Below are 19,735 nucleotides of genomic sequence, written 5' to 3'. Positions count from 1 at the left end.
ATAAAAGGTACTGCCCGTAGAACGCTTCCCCAGTTCGCGGGCCAGTTTCACACGCTGTGCTTCCCCGCCGGAAAGTGTTGGCGAAGGTTGTCCGAGTTTCAGATAATCCAGGCCGACATCATGCAGGGATTCCAGCAGTTTTAAGATTTTGGGAACGTTCTGGAAATGTTCAATCGCCTGCTGAATATCCATCTCCAGCACTTCGGCGATGTTCGCACCTTTATAGCGAATCTCCAGCGTTTCATGATGAAAGCGGCGGCCTTCACAGACCGGACAGGGAACCCAGACATCTGCCAGAAAGTCCATTTCCAGTTTGTTCGCGCCATGTCCTTCACAGGCTTCACAGCGACCGCCGGGCACATTGAAGCTGAAGCGACCCGCTTTATAACCCCGCATGCGGGAATCGGGGAGTTTCGCATACAGGTCCCGAATCAGATCGAAGACCTTGACATAAGTCGCGGGATTGGAACGTGGGGTACGTCCGATGGGGGACTGATCAATGTCGATGGCTTTGTCGATCCGTTCCAGTCCGGTGACACTCTGATGGGCGCCGGGATTACCTTTGCCTTTATTCACTTTTTTATTCAGGACCGGCCAGAGAATATCATTCACAAGCGAACTTTTCCCGGACCCGCTCACCCCCGTCACACAGATCAGCCCTTTGGTGGGGATGTGTGCGGTGATGTCTTTCAGGTTATGATGTTTCGCTCCTTTGATCACAATCGAATCTTTTTTGACCAGCGAGCGGCGTTCTTCGGGGATCTCTATCTTCTCTTTACCGGCAAGAAACTGCCCGGTGACACTATTCTTCGTTTTGAGTATTTTCTGATACGAGCCTTCCGCGACGATGTATCCGCCACGCACACCGGGGCCGGGACCGAAGTCTACAATGTGATCGGCGGCGCGCATGGTTTCTTCATCGTGTTCGACGACGATCACCGTATTGCCCTGGTCCCGCAGGTCACACAGACTTTCCAGCAGCATCGTATTGTCACGGGGATGCAGTCCGATTGAGGGTTCATCCAGAATATAGACAACGCCGACCAGTCCACAGCCGATCTGTCCGGCCAGGCGAATCCGCTGGCTTTCCCCCCCGGAAAGTGTAGGCGCGGTTCGATCCAGTGTCAGATAATTCAGCCCGCAACGCAGCAGAAACCCGAGTCGTCCGCGAATCTCTTTGAGGACTTCATCGGCGATCAGCAACCCGGTTTCGTCCAGGTCCAGAGTTTCAAAGAAACCGGCGGCTTCTTCAATACTGAAGGCACAGACTTCGGGCAGTGTTTTTGAACTGTGTGTCTGCTTGCTGGTGTTCGCCTCATTGACAGAGGTGATGCGCACATGCCGGGCCTGCGAATTCAGACGCGTGCCGTGACAGCTCGAGCATTGGACAAAGTCCATGTATTTTTCGAGTTGTTTCCGACGCATGGGATTACTGGTTTTGCGATAGCTTTCCAGCAATTCTTCGACATAGCCATCCCACGTGCCACCATGTTTCCAGATGCCGCCGGAATGCCGCCAGCTGAAGGTAATATTACGATCGCCGGTTCCGTACAGAAACTGCTGCTGCGCCGCTTCTGGCAATTCGTTCCAGGGCGTTTTAAGGAAACTGTCTTCGGAAAGATTCAGATCGTTTTCAATCGAGCGTGCTACGCCGTTATAAATGTGGCGTCGCCACTTTCCGACTTTGCTGAGCGGGCCCAGCAGTTCGAAAGCCCCTTTTTGAATCGACAGACTCTCTTTGGAAAGCAACGCGTCGAGCGGAAAATCATAACGCATGCCCAGCCCGTTACACTCGCCGCACATCCCCAGCGGGCTGTTAAAGCTGAACAGCTGCGGCGTGGGTGGTTCGTAACTGATGCCACAATCGGTACAGGCATAGCGGGAGCTGTAGAGTTTGTCCTGCAGGCTTTCTTCGCTGTCACTGTTCTCTGTTTTCTTTGAGACTTCGGTGGCGACAATCAGGGTGCCATTGGCGAGTTTCAAGGCGAGCTCCACGGACTCTGCAAGACGGGCCCGACTGACTTTGCCGGCGACGAGTCGGTCGATCACCACTTCAATCGTGTGACGCATCTGGCGGTCGAGCTGCAGCTGGTCCGAGAGTTGAATGATGCGGCCATCGACGCGGGCCCGGAGAAAACCCTGTTTGAGCAGATCTTCAAAGAGGTCTTTGTACTCTCCCTTCTGCTGCTGAATCAGCGGTGCCAGAATTGAGTACCGGGTTTTCTCGGGGAGTACGGCGATCGAATCGATAATCCGCTCGGTACTCTGTGAGCTGATCGGCTTGCCACAGTTTTCACAGAATCCCTGCCCCACGCGGGCAAACAGCACGCGGAGGTAATCGTAGATTTCCGTGATCGTTCCCACGGTACTGCGGGGATTGCGGCCACTCATTTTCTGTTGAATGGAAATCGAGGGTGCCAGCCCGGAAATCGAATCGACTTCGGGTTTCGGCATCTGCCCGAGAAACTGGCGGGCATAACTGGACAACGATTCGACGTAGCGCCTTTGACCTTCGGCGTAGAGGGTATCGAAGGCGAGTGAACTTTTTCCGGAGCCACTCACACCCGTCATGACGATCAGTTGATTGCGGGGGAGTCGAACACTGACATTCTGCAGATTGTGCTCACGGGCACCGGTAATAATGATATCTTTTTGTGACATGGACCGCGTTATACCAATCGGCTGACGCCGCGCTGAAAATCGCTGGTGGAATGAAATCTAATCGAACGCAGGGCATTCAAAAACAGGGCTACAGCAATCCGCCGCCGAATGAGTCTTCCTCTGCTTCAGCAGGTTTTTGAGGCTCAGCTTCAGCAGGCTTCGGGGGCTCTGCCCGGGCGGGAGTCGGGGGCACAGCTTCGGCTTCGGGCGAGGGAGTTGCTGAAGCTACTTCAGTTATAGAGTGATCGGCGACATTGTCAACCGGTGTGTCAATCAATGTATCGACTGGCGAATCATCCGGCAGCGTTTCCACTTCGTCCCGGGAACGGGCGGCAGCGGCAGCACGTTCGGAAGAGGACTGATCGTGAGCCGGCGGTTCGTAGTATTCGAAATGAAAGGGATCCCGATACTGACTGCGTTTTTCTTCGACCAGTTGCATAAAGACCGCTTTACCATCCACTTCGATCGGTTTGGCAACGACGTTTCCGCTTAAGCGGATCGTCTGTCCGGTCTGGGGGCACTTCCAGAGCCGTCTGACATCAAGATCCAGCTTTAATCCGGGGCCTTTCATAGTTCACTTCGCTTTGCTACTGGAGGTCCAGAAATCAACACTTTTCAGAATCGCCTGACTACACTACACTCTCGACACTACTAAAGATAGCTGATCCCGTATGCCCGGTTCAATTGCTGGCGTAAAAATAATTGCAGCGAAAATTCTTTTGTTCATTAAATCAAGGTTTATTGATGTCAGATTCCGAGCAGCCTGCCCCCCCGTCTCCCGCGAAGTTCCCTGCGAAAGCCGATCTGATCCAGGTCGGTCGCGGGCTGTTAATGGGCGGCGCCGACATCATCCCCGGCGTTTCCGGTGGCACCGTGGCTTTGATCCTGAGGATCTATCAGCGTCTGGTCACCGCCATCAGCCATTGTGATGCCCGGCTGTTTCAGTTACTGGCGAAACGACAGTGGTCTGAAGCGGCAACACACCTCGATCTGCGGTTTGTACTCCCGCTTGGCGTAGGGATTCTCACAGGTGTGGTGAGCCTGGCCAGCCTGATGCATTACCTGCTCGATTATCATCTGCAGCTGACGCTTTCTGTCTTCTTCGGTTTAATCCTGGCATCTAGTTTCCTGGTGGGACAGATGGTCAAACGCTGGACAGTTTTAAATGTGCTGGCATTTCTGGCATCGCTGGCGGGAGTTTATATTCTGGTCGGCGAACATTCGATCCAGCCGCCCGAGGGGAACCTGTATGTCTTTTTCTGTGGGATGATTGCCATCTGCGCCATGATTCTGCCGGGCATCAGCGGTGCCCTGATTCTGATTCTGCTGGGCAAATATCACGACGTGACGGGACTGCTGAAAACGATTCCCAAAGAACTGCTCAAGGGTCACATCGACTGGAGCGGACTCTTGACCGTATTTGTGTTTGTGATGGGCTGCCTGATCGGCCTGATTCTGTTCAGCAAAGTATTACGCTGGCTGCTGCACAACTATCATACATTAACGATGGCTGTGCTCTGCGGTCTGATGGTGGGCTCACTCAGACGCATCTGGCCGTTCAAAGTGGATGTCACTCCTTACACCGCCGACCAGACGCCGGAAATGGTTTCGTTCAAACATCGGATTTACGAAAATGTGTGGCCCACGACGTTTGACGGCCTGTTCTGGACTTCGATTGTCTTGATCATCGTGGCTGCCATTTTAATCTGGGGGCTGGATGCGGTTTCGCGGAAGTATGCCATGCACGGGACCTCCGAACTCTGATCGCACTGCGATTACTTCCCGCGATTACTTTCCGCTGGCAGCCTGGGGGCCGACATCTTTCTGAGAGCCGCCTTTATCCTGGGGATAGAGCAACACGCGATCGTGGCACAGGAGGATCAGATCCTTCCGCCCGTCACCAGTCAGGTCGGCGATGACTGCTTCCCGTGGATCAACGCCCGACTGGTTGGAACGTGAAAACGTTTTCTCTTCGAATACTTTGAAGTTTAATGCGTGCTTCAGTCCTTCGTTTTCTTCGAAATGCAGAATTTCCACGTGATGCGTCCGCAAATCCAGGATAATGACATCGGGCTGACCGTCGCCGTTCAGATCGCCGGCGACAGAGTCAGTGAAATAGGCCTGGGGAATTCGAGATTCAAATGAGCCCACATCTTTTAACGTGGGGGGAGTCTGACCTGAGTACAGGACACCAAACTGCCCGCGACCAAATAAAACCAGGTCAGGCAGTTGATCTCCATTCAGGTCAGCGACATGCGCGGACAGGAAAGGAAACTCGCCGATCTCCACATCTTTCCAGGGGCGATACACGTTTGCCTCTTTTCGCAGGATGCGAAGCTTCTGAACGCCCAGGTCGATCAATACGATTTCATCACCGGGTTCTCCATCCAGGTTAATATTCACGGCACCGACGACACGGGCTTTGCTTTCAGGGGCGTTAAACTGGTCGAGCACCTGCCATTGATTGTCGGAATTCAAAACGAGTCTGCGGGCAAAATTGTTTTGTGCGGTCAGGATCCAGTCCCGTTTCGGACCGCCGATGAAGATCGATTCCGGCTTGATTTCATCCAGATTGATACCCCCCGAGGGTGTAATGAGCTGGGGAGTCTGTTTCGGGGTGAGAGTGACCATTTTGGGAGAACGGGAGAGCCCATAAAAGGCCATCAGTTCAAAGATCCCGTCGCCGTTGGCATCGAGTTTGACTAACGATTTGGGAGCTTCCAGGTTGGGAGGATCGCTGGGGAACTGGTAGTCGGACCAGGAACCATCCTGATTCCTTTTCAACGCCTGGAGTTTAAACTGATTGGATTCCACCTTGGATATATAGATCAGTTCAGCCGACTGATTGCCGTCGAGGTCTGCCATTTCAAAGGCAACGGGTTCTCCCTTGATCGGCAGGATTTTGGGAAAGGAGAGCCGCTGATTTTCAAACGAACTGACGCCGATAATCTTTTCCCGTTCGCTGAGGACAAACACTTCGGCCCGTCCATCGCCGTTGAGATCCTGAGTGCGTAACTGTTCCACGCCCAGGAGTCCGGGGTAAGTCTGCCCCAGATCAAGGCCACGCTCTTTCGCCTGGAGATAAACCAGCATCTGTGCGGTTTCCGGATCTGAAACAACGACGTCGGTAATTCCATCGCCGTTGATATCGCCCAGGTCAAAGCCGCGATTGCGTCCCGACCCTTCTTCACCGAAACCATACATGGTCAGCCGTTTGGAAAGATCGCCATTCTGAGTCGACGAATTTTCCAGCTGCTGAATTCTCATTCTCCCGGTCTGTGAGTCGATCGTCAGAATTTCCGAGCCTGGTTTGTCGTCGATCTCAGCCAGGGTGATCGAACGTGGATTCGAAAGTTCAAACCGGATTTCCGGTCCCAGGTCGCCATCCGGTTTCTGCAGACGGGCACAGAGCATCTGATCTTTGCCGTCGCGGGTGGCGTAAGTAAAGTCATTGCGGCCATCGCCATTCAGATCCGCGATGGCAGCGAGCCCGAGTTTGGGAGACGTATTCAGAATGGAACGGGGCGTTTTCAGTTCCCCATTCTGATCCTGGTGGAGAACATAGGTATGATTGGTCCCCAGCACGATGAGATCGGTTTTCTGATCGAAATTGAGATCGCCGGCAGCAATCGTCCACTGTGTCGGCTGCAGGTCAGCCAGTCGGATGCGTTTGCGGTCGGACCACTCACCGGTTTTGGTCTGATAACGGATAATCAACCGGTCGGGTAGCGCCAGGTACGCCAGATCGTTCAGGCCGTCACCGTTGAAGTCTCCTACAGTCAGAGCGGAAATGGAGACATCGACGGGGATCTTGATGTGTTTTAAACGGGCATCATTGGGAATCCCGTTGACTTCGTCTGTCAACTCATCTGGTGAGACCTTTTCCCCGGGTGCGCGTTGCTGCAGGACATCGATGCGGCTGTTGCTGTTATCAATCAGAATCAGATCATTCAAGCCGTCCCCGTTCAGATCCTGGGCCAGCATGTTGGCAGATCGATCGGAGAGTTTGAAAATTTCCAGCGGTTTAAAACCATAGGAATCTGCCAGCCTGGCCTTCTCTTCAGAGTAAGCACGCGTCCCATCAGCGGTGACACAATAAATTGCCAGAAGTGCCAGGCAGAGAATTCTGATTGATTTGCTGGAGCCGTTCAACATCCTGTTCCTTTGCTGTAAATTCAAAACTGCCGCGAAACATCTTTATATAGATGAGTGCTCTGCTGATCCGATCAGCATAACCGGAATCGTTACTGGACGCGAATCTCAAAGGGCATAATTGTGAGTGACTTTTCCCGTGCCAGTATATTGATGAGGTCCAGTCTTTTCAGTTGATCAGCCAACCCGGGTGCCAGGGAATCCAGCATACGGGAGATCTGGTGACTTTGTTGTGTCTCACTGTCAGCGGACCCGAACAGTTGTTCGAAGGGGCTGGTCGGTCGCGGGAGAATCAGTTTTTCGAACTTCTCGTCATCTTTGATTTTTCCCAGCTTACGGGCATGATCGATGGCTTCGTCCAGTGTTCCCAACTGGTCCACCAGTCCGAGTTTCAGCGCCATTTCGCCGGTATAAACGCGACCTCGTGCCAATGCTTCCAGCTTGTCGTAATCCATTTTGCGGCCGGTGGCTGCTTTCTCGGTAAACTGTTTGTAGATGGCATTCAGCATGCCTGTGACGGCCACCCGTTCTGATTCCGTAAAGCCGTTCAGCGGGCTGAAGGTTCCACTGTTGCTGCCTCGCGAAATGACACTGGTCGTGATCCCGATTTTTTTATAGAGACCTTCAATCGCCAGCTTGCCGCCCACGACACCGATGGAACCGGTCAGAGTGCCCGGCTCGGCGAAAATACGTTCGGCGCCCATGGAGATATAATAGCCCCCACTGGCGGCGACATCGCCCATGCTGACCACCAGCGGTTTGCCGGCTTCTTCGAGTGCGCGCCACATCAGATCGCTGGCGAGGGCGCTGCCGCCGGGACTGTCGACGCGTACCACGATCGCTTTGACCTGATCATCGTCGGCTGCTTTCTCAACGGCTTTGATAAATGTGTCTGACCCCAGAACATTGCCTCCCATGAGACCACCCTGCGCGGAAGAACCGGACATGATCGCGCCCGTGGCATAGATCACGGCAATCCGCGGACCGGAGCCGATACGCTGTGAGGAATCGATGCCGGCCAGCAGGTCCATCAGTTTGATCAATCCCGCGATGCCGGAGAAATCGGTGTCGGCACGTTTTTTCGCATACTTCTTGATGAACTTGACGTCGTTCTTTTTGTTATCTCCGGTGAGCAGTCCGGGCAGTTGATCTTCGTAGGCGATATGATCAATCAGCCCCAGCTTCTTTGCTTCGGCTGCCATGTAGGGACCGCCGTTGATGGCCGCTTCCACTTTCTCGGCGGACAATCCCCGTGATGCGGAGATCATTTCCGTAATCTGCCCGAAATAATTATCGAGTATCGCTTCCATTTCTTCGCGGAACGCGTCGCTCATTTCCGTACGCGTATAAGGTTCTGCCGCCGACTTGTATTTGCCGACGCGCAGGATATCGGGTTTGATGTCCAGGATGTCGAACAGATTCTTGTAGAAGCTGACCTCGGCCCGCAGCCCCAGCAGGATCAGCGAGGCCGACTCGGGCATCACGATCTGATCACAGGCGGAAGCGAGCAGGTAATCTTTGGTCATGCCCGATTCAATCCAGGCGAAGACTTTCTTGTCGCTCTTGCGGACTTTCTTAATCGCCTGCCGCAGTTCATTCAACTTGGCCCAGCCGATCTCTGTCCCTTTGAAATGCAGGACGACGCCGGTCAGCGATTTATCTTCCGCCGCCTTCTCCAGTCGTGAAATCGCTTTGGAGAGGGATTCGGTCACATCGCCGAACAGGCCGGGCATCTGCGGACCTTCAGGGTACGAGCCCTTGATTACCATGTGAGCCCAGTTTTCGCGGATTGGTTTGGCATCCTCTTCTGCAGCAGACGCTAAATTTTGAGTCAGAAGGAACGCACAGCCCAGCAGCAGCGCAACCAGGAACCACCGATTTTTATGAACAGGCATCGACATCAGAAATCTCCATAACAGGGACGTATGTATTGTTTGCAGAGCCGGGAGCAGCGTGCAGCAGCGGAAGAGGTCACTCTGAAAAACGTTAAATTCGTATTAACTCCTATAAGCAGTCTAAGTAGTACGGCAGGCTACGGTCAAGAAAGAGTTGACTGATGCTCCCGTTATACGCACTGAAATCTGTTTGCTTCAGAAAATTCCTGTGTGAAAAACCGAAAAGTGTTGTCAGAGGATGTTTCATTTGTCACACTGGAACCGCTGGTTTCTCGCGTGATCTCCGGTCACTGCTTCGTTCCCTGTACTCACTGTGGTTTAACAAACATGTCCGTACGTACTTTTCTACTGTCACTGATCTGCGTTGTTTCCTTCTCAGGCTCCCTTTCGGCACAGGGACTGATCTGGGAACTGCCCGCCGAGGGCTCCTGGGTCCGCTTCGAAGGGACTTATGAAAAAGAGATGCCGGGACCGGAATCCAACGATCTGAACATCAAACTGCAGTGGACGCGGCATCTGGTAATCAGTTCCGTGGGCTCTGAAATGGCAGAATTTGAAGGCGAACAGACCCCCTGCCGCTGGCTGGAGTTCAAATGCATCACCGGAAAATCGACGGAATCGGGTGTGGCCCCCGGGGTATCCGGCCCGCGGATTTACAAGGTTCTGGTTCCCGAAAAAGCAGTGAACGGAGAGATCAAAGAAAATATCGGGAAAAATGAGCTGCCGGTTACCTTTCTGCCAATCGTCCGCGGTTATCGGAAAACCGGCGACCGTCCCGTTGAACCACTGAAAACAAACGTACTGCGATTCTATCCCATGATCACCATGCTGGGACATTACACCCAATGGGATTCCGTCGGGGAGCCCGCGAGTGTGGAAACACCGGCGGGAACGTTCTCTGCCCGGCAATACCAGGGAACCTTCCTCAGCGAAAGCACCACGACCCGCTCGAAAAATGAGGGAAAAATCTGGCGGACCTCCGAAATTCCGTTCGGCGTGGCGAAATGGTCGGTCGTGATAACCCGCGAAACCAAGGGGGGCACGCAGGCCCGATCCGAATTCAAACAGACATCCCTGATCCAGGTGAACATGTCGGCCCACGAAGTGGGGAATAACGCCGAGAGCGAACTGCCGGCTTCACGCTGAAGACCGACTGAACTGTCAGAAGCCGCCCCGGTTCTGCCTGGCCGTATTTCAGGCGGGATTCCCGTTCGATTTGCAAACAATGCCACCCGAGACTTGACGCTGTCTTCACAGGTGAAAAGAATCAGGTGTTTACGAACATAATTGCTTCCCCCGTGTCTGCGTGGGGGAACTTTCGAGATCTGATACCGGTTTTCAGATCCACACACATTTATCCATTCAGAGAACAAAGATCACCATTATGTCGATGCAGCTCTCAGCTACTGTTCAGAAACTCAAGCCCTCCGCGACCATTGCCGCTGCAGCAAAAGCCAAGGAACTGAAAAGTACCGGCGTCAAAGTCTACGAGTTCACCCTGGGAGAGCCAGACTTCACGACCCCCGCTCATATCTGCCAGGCAGCAAAAGATGCCATGGATGCCGGCCAGACCCATTACACCCCGGCAGCCGGAACACCCGAAGTCAAACAGGCGATCTGCGATGCCTACCAGCGTGACTATGGTTTGAGCTATCAGCCGAACCAGGTGGTCGTTTCCAACGGTGCCAAGCATTCAATTCATAATGTGCTGACCGCCTTGTGTGGACCTGGCGATGAAGTCATCATCCCGACTCCCTACTGGGTGAGTTACAGTGCCCTGGTTGAACTGACGGGTGCGACTCCCGTGATGGTCGAAACATCAGAAGAGAGCGGTTTCTGCATGAACGCGGAACAGTTCGCTGCCGCGATTACTCCTAAAACCAAACTGATGATGCTCAACAACCCCTGTAACCCGACGGGCGCCGCCTACCCGGTGGAAACACTGGAAGCGCTGGCGAAAGTCGCCGTTGAAAAAGACGTGGCGGTCCTCTCGGACGAGATCTATGAAAAGCTGATCTACGAAGGTTCCGAATTCCGCAGCTTCGCTTCTTTCGGCCCCGAAGTCGCTGCACTAACGATTATTGTGAGTGGCGTCAGTAAAGCCTACGCGATGACCGGCTGGCGGATTGGCTGGACGCTGGCCAGCCCCGAGTTAACCGCCGCGATGACCAAGCTGCAGAGCCAGGAGACTTCGAATCCCTGCAGCATCAGCCAGGCCGCGACGATCGCTGCCCTGTCCGGTCCCCAGGAAAGTGTGGCCGACATGCTGACCGCGTTCAAAGAACGTCGGGCGTATGTGCTGGAACGCCTGCGCAAATTCCCGGACATCAGCTTTGCTGAGCCAGGGGGAGCCTTTTATGCCTTCTTCAATGTGAGTGCCCACTTCAATAAACCGCTGGGTGGCGGCAAAGTGGTAACCGATTCCAGCGAATTCTGCACCGCGCTGCTGGAAGAAGCCCACGTGGCACTGGTGACCGGCGATGCCTTTGGGGCACCGGGTTATGTCCGCCTGTCATTTGCGACGGACCTGAAAACCCTCGAAGCCGGCCTGGACCGCATCGAGCAGTTTCTGTCACCGGCTTAACAGTTAACTGATTTCAACTGACACAACAAAAAAAACACCATCCCGATTTCTCAGGATGGTGTTTTTGTTTTTCACTGATACTCAGATCAGACAAGTGTCTTGATCTTAGTACTGTCCCCAGCCGTAAGGCAGTTCGCCTTGGCCATACACTGACCCTGGATGCTGTACTCCCGGAAGCGAATCTGTCGTCGTAGTATACGGAAACCCATCCAGGACGAAGATCCCGAGGTCTCCACTATTGTCAAGTCGGAAGGTACTGGCCCCCATACCTGAGTAGAGGAAGTCTCCTGCACCAGGATCGATAAAGTCATTGATACGAGCTGCCAGACGTTGAGCATTTCGACGTCGTGCGGTATCAACAAATGGTCCATCGAAGGGAGGACTGGTTGTGTTCAGTCGAGATTTGAAGGTATCAGCGTTTTCGTAATATGCTCCGGCATTATTCACATCACCAGAGATAATTGTGTTATTATCCCACAACAGGTCCAGTCGAGCGAGTGCATCGGACTGGAAGGTATTGATGACTGTCGGGTCGACAGTGGCCCCCCAGGTTCCGGTGGTTGCAGCCGGATCAACCGTTGAGACAAACGATTCAAAGTAGACATCGTCACCCAGGTTACCCGTCAGTGTAGTATTTGTGACAGACATGATCACACCTGATGTCACGAAGTTACCCGCACCATCGCTGGCAAACCCACCGCCGTATTCCGAACCAGAAGTTCCGGTGAAGGATCGAGTGGTACCGACGCGTACGACCAGACCTGTGGCACTGAAGCCACTGTCGCGACCGTTGTTGATGATCTGGTTATTATCCATATCCATTCTCAGGTAGACATCCTGGAAGAGACTTCCGTCGTCTGCCAGTGCAGTTGTCGAGGGGTCCGTCTGATTCTGTGTGAGCGAAGCAGTATAAACGACATACACCCCTTCCAGACGGTTTTCGTTTACGATGTTATTGTTAAACGCAATGTTGATGGTAGATGCTGAACCGCCGAGACCAGGTCGGGCCAGGACATCGAAGCCACGACCTCCGTTGAAGTCGATCACGTTGCCGTCAATATTCAGGTCATAAAGCCCTGACAGGACATTCATGAACTCGATACCGTCTCCCCCGTTCCGGGTGATATCGTTGTTGGTAATGGTCATGTTGTTATAGCCTGGCAGATCCATATCGATACCGGCGACCGCGTTCTCCGCAATGTAGTTGCGGGCGATCGTGACAGTACCAGCGCCTGTGATACCAATACCGTCGACACCGTTATCCACGATCATGTTACCCAGTGCAGAATCTGCTGCGTTCCCGATGACGAGCCCGTCAGAGGCAGCCGCCAGTTGGATACCGTCGCCATCATTTTCAGCAATGTAGTTGCGGGTCCAGTCTCCGGTGATCCCGCGGGCGTCCCCAGGAGCATTCGTAAGCTCCGTGGTGCGAATACCGTTGGTGTCGTTACCGGTAATGATGTTGCTGTCAATATCAGCAGATAAGACTGCATCCGATTCCACTCTCATATCAATACCATTCAGAGTATTATCCGTGATGGTGTTATTGTTGATGGTGTAGGTATCCGTTTTGTTGGCAGCAGACGCTGTCAAATCAATACCATCCAGTGAGTTCGTTGTAAAGGTGTTGTAAAAGATATCGATATTGGTCATCACAGCATCAGAGGTACGAGCCATTTCAAGACCATTGCCGCCGTTGTTTGTGAACACGTTTCCAAAGTCAGAAGAGCTGCCACCGATCGTGATGTTGTCGATCGTACCAAAGTCACCCAGGTTGTTTCCGGTCACGGTCATTAACAGACCGGATGCCGCACTGTTCTGGAATATGCTCCGCTGAATCGTGCTGTTCGTTAAGGTGGCTGTATCCCGCACGATAAACCCGACACCCTCACCGTTAAACTCACTGTTTAATGTAGTATCGAAAGTGGTATCAAAGTTATGTTGATCAATGTCAACCTGGTTAGTTGTATTTCCGATTAACAGCAGCCCGATATGGGCATCGCCGTTGTTCTGGAATGTATTGGTCAGAGAGTTATCAATGGCTGCTAAATCACCAAACTCCAGAGTCACCCCGCCATTTCCGCCGATGGTCGTTGTACCATCAACCGTACCTCCGACACCAAAACCAGAACCGTCATCACCAGGCAGATCCGGAGCGCGACCGACAAAGGTATTCCTGGTGATGGAGGCCGTTGTCCGAACATCACTCGTATCAAACGAGATCCCGTCGGTTCCTGTCAGGTTGCGATTGAAATTATTCGAGTCGATACTGCCCAGCGTATTGACAGCTGTGTCAGTTCCACCCAGAGCTTCTCCGCCCAGGAACATACCTGCTGCGGTATTGTTACTGAAATCGTTCTCAGAAATCAGGGAGGTTGTGAAGACACCGCCGGTGTTGTTCACAATGCTCATCCCGTGCCGGGTATTGCCTGTGAATGTGTTACTGCCGATGGAAGGCGATCCAAAGCCGGTCAGATCAATCGTACCTGTGGTCAGAGTAAAGGCTAAACCATCCAGTGTGTTACCGGTGGCGGTGTTGTTGATAATACTGCCACCGATAGCACCGTCATTCGTGGTATTCAGGCTGATACCATTCTGCCCGTTACCGTTAAAGACGTTTGTGGTGGAGTTGGCATTCCCGATATTCAGATTGATGGTTGATCCTGCTCCATCGGAGGTAGCAACAAAGCCATCGGTGCCGTTGTTGCTGGCAATGATATTGGTCATCCCCAGATTGTCTACGCCATTTGATAAGGCAGACATCGTACCGCCGGCGGTCGCATTAAAGCCGATACCGTAGCCGGCGTTGTTGCTGGTCGTGATCGTATCAAAGCTGTTGAAGGTAACGGTACTCGCATTGGAATTGACCTGCAGACCACCTGTCGTGGCATTGGTATTATTACTGAAGGTGTTACTGGAGAAATCAGTTTCAATCGTGGAACCACCATTGGCGGTCAGAATCATACCGGTGCCATTACTGTTGGACGTATTTCCGGTGATGCCCAGTGTCGTCACTCCATCAGCGGCGGTACCTACCCCGTCAATGGAACTTCCCGCGTTGGCAATGATTTCAAAGCCGGTGCCTGTTCCGGGAGGCACAACTCCCAGATTGTTCGTGGCCGTGTTGTTCTGGACTGACAGTTCCAATGTGCCGGCCGTCTGTGTGATGCGGGCAGCATGTAATGAGTTCGCCCCGTCTCCCGTAAATGTATTGCCGGAGAGGATGCCTGTTTCACTGGCAGTATTTACGACATCGACACCACGGTTATACAGCACGAAGGTATTACGGTTGATATCAAAGCCACGTGTTCCTGCTGAGTAGATGCCATAGTTATGCGGCGTTCCACCAGCCCGCACACCACTGAGATTGAAACCGGAAACTTCCCAGGCCCCTCCCTGTCCCACAACCACAGCTCCTGCTGCACCGCCTGCCCCTGCGGAATTGCTGAGCGTAGGACGGCTGGCATCCGGGTTGTAACCTGGCAGAGTCGCACTGACAATATTTCCATTGATATCCAGAGTATTAAAGCTGTGGACCACTGCTTCACTCAACAGACGCTGTCCGGTGACACCACCGATACCGCCGCCGTTATCCAGCAGTGTGATCTGACCATCCAGGTTCAGTTCATTACCATCCTGTACGAAGATGATATCTGTCGTGGAAGTCGGCGGTGATGCATTATAGGCGGCTACAGAACCAAAGGGCGTCTCAAAAGTACCATTGCCGGCGGCACCGAAGTCCGGATCGATGTGGGCTACGGTGTAAGGCAGGCCGTCATCAGGATTGATCGCGAGTTCGTTCGTGGTTGTCTCTTTCACGTTGGCAACAACACGGTAGTTACGATTCATAGGCTGATACATGCGCTGCTGCAGTGTTTTGGGACGCATCCACTTGTCGGAGCGACCTTCCGGAATCGAAAGTGTCACATTCATCCAGGCATTGGAACCGAAGACATCATCCTTGGCATAGCTGACACTCATCTGCCACCAGTCGTTGATATTTGCTTCTGCACGGAACTTGACACCGGCAGCACTCTTGTCGTGATCGGAATTGTAGTAGTATCCCCCAACAAAGCCATCGATGCCGAATTTCCCGAGCACAGGCAGCGGACCACCGACTTCGGCGTCAACACCACCATAAGAAGACTCCGACTGTCGCAGGCGATTCAGAAAAATTCGATTTGACTGGAAGTAACCAGTGCCCGACAGATTGTTGGAGATAATGATCTCGTTGTTATTGATCGGAAAATAACCGTTCACGCGGGTGGTCAGATACTGGCCAATGACTTCACCACTCAAACCGAGCTGGTGATAATCCTGGGCGTGTCCGTCATCGTAATCGTACCAGCCTGCTACAGTGAAAATCTTATCCAGGTTATCGTTGTAGGCCCGCCACCCGGCACCCAGGTTCACACCACCGGCTCCCATGTCCGTGATCATGGCCCGCAGATCCAGGAAGAGCATGCTCTGCTCCGGATTGATTGTGAACGGCAGTAAGACGCCCAGGTTGGAATAACCATCGTCGTAACCAATACCGCCACCGATGCCTTTGTCCAGGCGGAACAGCGGATGGAAAGCATCGGCATACATCGGCTCATAGCCCACGCCGTTATCGATGAATTCATTGACTTCCATCGTGCGGGGATCAGGATATTTGTACGGAGCATACCCCTGCAGGTTATCCTGGTAACTTACATCCTTCATGGTTGTAAAACCGGGAACATCATTTCTCTGGACTGTGTTATCAGGAATAAAATCATGCCTGAACACACCCGAGGAAACGTTTCCTACGACAGCAGAACCCTCTGGCTCACCAATCGTCGCTTGTCCCTCTGTTTGATTACCTTCAGTTTGAGCCGGATCTGCAAACGCAGACACCAGTACGTACTGAGAGGCTAAAAAGAAGCAGGCCAGGCTGACACTTAATTTCTTCATCGAATGCTCCAACGTCGATGTATTACTCGTCTCTTACGATTCCAGACGATCAACTTCGTTCCTCAACATCTCCCGGTCTTTCACTCACAGGATGTCTGATCCTCCGTGTGCAAAACCGGTCGAAGCGAACAGGCGGGTGGAACCCGGTCCATTCTGCCACTCATTCCGGGTCGGATGTGAAACTATTCCGATTATCCGGATACAAGCGGTTATTCTGATCTTTCGGAATAATCGCATTGTGAAGTTGAGACGAAATATGCTAATCGCAGGGGTGCCTGGAAAACGTCACAGCAAAGAAGAGACATCGAACTGCAATCCACAAGGCGCAAGCACTTGTAATTATTGATCTTAGAAGAAGTGATCTTGTTCAGTTCGAAAGCGGGAGCGCGGGGAATCTGCTGCAAAAATTAATCAATATTTTTGGAGCAAAAATCATGGTCAGCAGCGAACAATGTGTGGCCTTTTGGCCACTGTCGCCTGTAACGATTTGCCTGATCCCGCAATTCAGGAAGCCTGGGTGACTTACGAATGTAGCCAGAACTTACTTGAACCAGATTGTGTCAGCTTCCCATTTCCCCTGAACGGGGACAAGTGTCGTCAGGGTTCGGCCATTTTTCATCTTGATTTTTGCCTGGAGTACCCCGTCCACTTCCTGGATTTCAATCTCATGAACGAGTTCTTCCAGCGAAGCGGTTTCAGCCTGTTTTTTTGCCTGTTCGAGTGCTTCTTTGGTGATGAGCTTCCTGACGCGTTCCGTAAAATAAGGTTGCATCGCTGCCACATCACCTTCACGGATGAACTGCAACTGCTTCTCGATAATTTCTCTCGATTTGAGTTTCAGCTGATGGGCCAGATCCTGTTTCTGGGCTGCGGTCAGATCGGCCGTTTCGGGATGTGCCAGGATCAGTTCTGCTGATTTCAGTCGGTTTATCCATTCCTCACGATCGGCTGGTTTGAGAGGCAGTTTTCTTGAGACATATCCCAGGCGGTGCATGTCGCGACTGCCGCGCACCATTCGATTGATTTCATGTTGAGCAGGCGTTTTATCACTTTGGGCAACCCGCCATTCATACAGAATATCATTTTCGCCGTCTGCGATCACATTCCATTCTTCCAGTTCATACGACTTCTCCACCTGTGCCTTCATGCGGTTCATCATTTCCCGGGCAGAGAACTGCTCGCCGAGTTTGAACAGTCGTTGCGTGGAAAACATCTGCTGGTAATCCTGTACGGTTTCACCGGAAGTGACATATTCAGTCAATGCGTTCGTGGAATTCATCATGCGGTAGCCTTCCCGCCAGGGGGCTCCCAGATGAAATTTCATTGATTTCACAGCGGTCATGTATTTTGCCGACAAGTCTCGCGTATCAAGTACGGCATACAGGCTGGCATTGCGAAAATTGAGCCACATGAATCCATAGATCAACTGGGTTTCCCCGTTACTCTCCCGCTGGCTGTCTGGTTTTCCCAGGAGTTTGAGTACTTCGACTTCCGGCGTCCCGACATTCAGAATTCCTTTGCGATCAAAAAAACTCCAGAATTTGAGGAAATCCTGGATGGCCCGTTTGTTCTCGGCATCCAGCAGGACCGCTTTTCGGATCTGCACCCAGCTTTTCTCGGCCTGGGAATCTTCCAGGTAGGCAATCCCCAGCAGATAGTGCAGCATGCTGATTCCCGGCTGTAATTCAACCGATTTTTCGAATTCAGCAATCGCCCCTTTCCAGTCTTTCTGCTTAAGCAGCGTCTGCCCCTGCTGTGCATGTTCCAATGCTGCTTTTCGTTTTTCCAGCGTTTCAGCGGACGGGCTTTCCGGCTTTACTTCCGATGGGGGGGCTTGAGCCAGACAGATTTCCCGGGACAGAAACGGGACGAACAATATCGCCAGCAACAGGTACAGACAGCAGGCGGACTGGTTCCATTTCATCTTCACGGGATCCCTTCAAGTACTTCGCAGGACTGGCATTCCAGCCACTCTGGTTTGAGGACAGACAGCGGCTATTCTTCCGGATTTGCTTCTGGATTCCTGCCTGGTTGTGTCAGCAATTGTAACTCAAGCCGACCGGTATGCCACATATAATTCGGACCAAAGCCGGCAGCCGGGCCCCACTCATTGGCAACCGACTTTTTAAGAAACAGGCGCGCCCGTTCCTGCTGACCGTGCAGTGATTCGTTTAACCCGATATATAGATACGCATAAAAATAGCGTTTGTTGCGTTCCCCGGCATCAATATCCGCTGTCTCAATATTTTTCAAAACGGCTTCCGGCGTCGTTTTGCCCTGAAACATCCGATACAGATCGGGAAAGGGTTCGCGATCATCCTTTTCATATTTGAGCAGACCTGCCTGGGCCGCCTCGGGTCCTTTGGCTTTATACTGCGAAAAGAACCGCCAGATGCCGTTTTCGCGATCCACATTATCGAACGAATGATAAATTTCGAACTGTTTTGCCGCTTCCTGGTACTGCTTCGCATAAAAACAGGCGATCCCCCGTCTCCAGTGAGAGGCTGAGATGGCGGGATTCAGCTCGATCATTTTGTTGTAGTCCGCCACCGCTGCTTTGAAATCCCCCTTGAAGAAAAACGCATCGCCGCGTCGGGAATAGAGGGCTGACTCCCCGGGTGTCTGCTGGATCTGCTCAGACAGTTGCGCGATCAACTGTTTTAATTGAAGCTGCAGCCGGGCGGTTTCCTGGTCTGAGGCTTCCTGGGCCGTTGCTTCCTGGTTTGTAGCTTCCTGGTCCGCAGGGGGTGGGACTGGTGGTTCTTCTGCCTGAATTGTTCCCAGCGCACAGGCCAGACCAGCGAAATAACAGAGACTGTGCCGCAAAATCCAGTATCGCATCAAAGTTTGACTTCCCGGGAAAAGTGAACAGGGGCAGGCCGTTTCCGGTGAACCGGCCCTGATTATATACTGTCATACTCGCAAACCGCTTAAAAGTGTGAAACAGACCGAAAAGAATAGAAAATTCTCTCCCTGATCGACTTGGCGTACAGAAAAAAATCCCTATAATGGCCAGAGAAAGCTGCAAGTGATGCTATCCACTGAGCTTATCAACGAAATGGCAACTTCAATATTGCCGGGCACAAAGTATTGCCTGATAGTGTAACGGTAGCACGAGTGACTCTGACTCACTTAGTCTAGGTTCGAATCCTAGTCGGGCAACTTGAAAAGTCCTGAACCCAATCCGGTTCAGGACTTTTTTTATTTCCATAAATGGGGACACAGCACAAGTTTATCTGGAATGTGTGCCTGGTCTGAACGGCTTGTCTGACGGTGTCGAATGGGGGTAGGGAGCCTGGTTCCGAATTGTATGTGGCAGCTGCGACCTCCTGCTCGCTGCGCTCGGCCCGAATTGCATTCGGGCTCACCCTTTTTACTTATGGCTGGTTTTGGGGGGTTTGTGGTCGAAATTTCTGATGGGGGTGTTTTATCTGTGCCCATTGAGATGTGAAACGGGTTGAACCTCGCCAGGCGGGTCGACACATGGGTCGACCCCTACATGGAAGGG

General features: G+C 52.6%; 10 protein-coding genes and 1 tRNA gene. 4 read left to right on the top strand and 7 right to left on the bottom strand.

All coding sequences use genetic code 11. The features are described 5' to 3' along the window. Both uvrA and AACZ40_RS19900 read right to left on the bottom strand, forming a co-directional pair. A partial coding sequence (gene uvrA, locus AACZ40_RS19905; protein WP_339675563.1) for an excinuclease ABC subunit UvrA occupies window positions 1-2,661 on the bottom strand: 2,661 nt, incomplete at its 3' end. 88 nt (window positions 2,662-2,749) lie between these two features. Next, complete coding sequence (locus AACZ40_RS19900; RefSeq protein ID WP_291169773.1) at window positions 2,750-3,232, bottom strand: hypothetical protein; 483 nt, start codon at window positions 3,230-3,232, stop codon at window positions 2,750-2,752. A 173-nt stretch (window positions 3,233-3,405) separates the two neighbouring features. Here AACZ40_RS19900 and AACZ40_RS19895 point away from each other — a divergent pair, with 173 nt between their 5' ends. Next, complete coding sequence (locus AACZ40_RS19895; protein ID WP_291169771.1) at window positions 3,406-4,425, top strand: DUF368 domain-containing protein; 1,020 nt, start codon at window positions 3,406-3,408, stop codon at window positions 4,423-4,425. 24 nt (window positions 4,426-4,449) lie between these two features. Here AACZ40_RS19895 and AACZ40_RS19890 read toward each other — a convergent pair whose 3' ends face one another. Further along, entirely contained in the window at window positions 4,450-6,816 is a 2,367-nt protein-coding gene (locus tag AACZ40_RS19890; protein ID WP_291169768.1) for a VCBS repeat-containing protein, read from the bottom strand. A gap of 89 nt (window positions 6,817-6,905) precedes the next feature. Beyond that, window positions 6,906-8,714 carry a signal peptide peptidase SppA gene (gene sppA, locus AACZ40_RS19885; RefSeq protein WP_291169765.1) on the bottom strand — a complete coding sequence of 603 codons (1,809 nt, stop codon included), beginning with the start codon at window positions 8,712-8,714 and terminating at the stop codon, window positions 6,906-6,908. 204 nt (window positions 8,715-8,918) lie between these two features. Between sppA and AACZ40_RS19880 the strand changes: the two genes are divergently transcribed. Beyond that, the gene (locus AACZ40_RS19880; RefSeq protein WP_291169762.1) at window positions 8,919-9,854 is read left to right on the top strand and encodes a hypothetical protein; all 936 of its coding nucleotides are present in this window, start codon (window positions 8,919-8,921) and stop codon (window positions 9,852-9,854) included. Window positions 9,855-10,092: 238 nt separating this feature from the next. Further along, window positions 10,093-11,292: a pyridoxal phosphate-dependent aminotransferase gene (locus AACZ40_RS19875; protein ID WP_291169759.1), complete on the top strand. Its 1,200-nt coding sequence runs from the start codon at window positions 10,093-10,095 to the stop codon at window positions 11,290-11,292. Window positions 11,293-11,397: 105 nt separating this feature from the next. Here AACZ40_RS19875 and AACZ40_RS19870 read toward each other — a convergent pair whose 3' ends face one another. The 3 genes from AACZ40_RS19870 to AACZ40_RS19860 form a co-directional block, all read right to left on the bottom strand. Then, complete coding sequence (locus tag AACZ40_RS19870; protein ID WP_291169756.1) at window positions 11,398-16,227, bottom strand: right-handed parallel beta-helix repeat-containing protein; 4,830 nt, start codon at window positions 16,225-16,227, stop codon at window positions 11,398-11,400. Between the two features lie 541 nt (window positions 16,228-16,768). Beyond that, window positions 16,769-18,151 (bottom strand): hypothetical protein, encoded by a 1,383-nt coding sequence (locus AACZ40_RS19865; RefSeq protein ID WP_291169755.1) that lies wholly within the window; start codon window positions 18,149-18,151, stop codon window positions 16,769-16,771. 71 nt (window positions 18,152-18,222) lie between these two features. After that, entirely contained in the window at window positions 18,223-19,068 is an 846-nt protein-coding gene (locus AACZ40_RS19860; RefSeq protein WP_291169752.1) for a hypothetical protein, read from the bottom strand. 250 nt (window positions 19,069-19,318) lie between these two features. Here AACZ40_RS19860 and AACZ40_RS19855 point away from each other — a divergent pair. Continuing rightward, window positions 19,319-19,389 (top strand) — tRNA-Gln (locus AACZ40_RS19855). Window positions 19,390-19,735: the final 346 nt, after the last annotated feature.

Source organism: uncultured Gimesia sp. (genome assembly GCF_963972345.1).
In the GTDB taxonomy this organism is placed as follows: domain Bacteria; phylum Planctomycetota; class Planctomycetia; order Planctomycetales; family Planctomycetaceae; genus Gimesia.
This window is presented reverse-complemented; position numbering and strand designations above follow the sequence as displayed.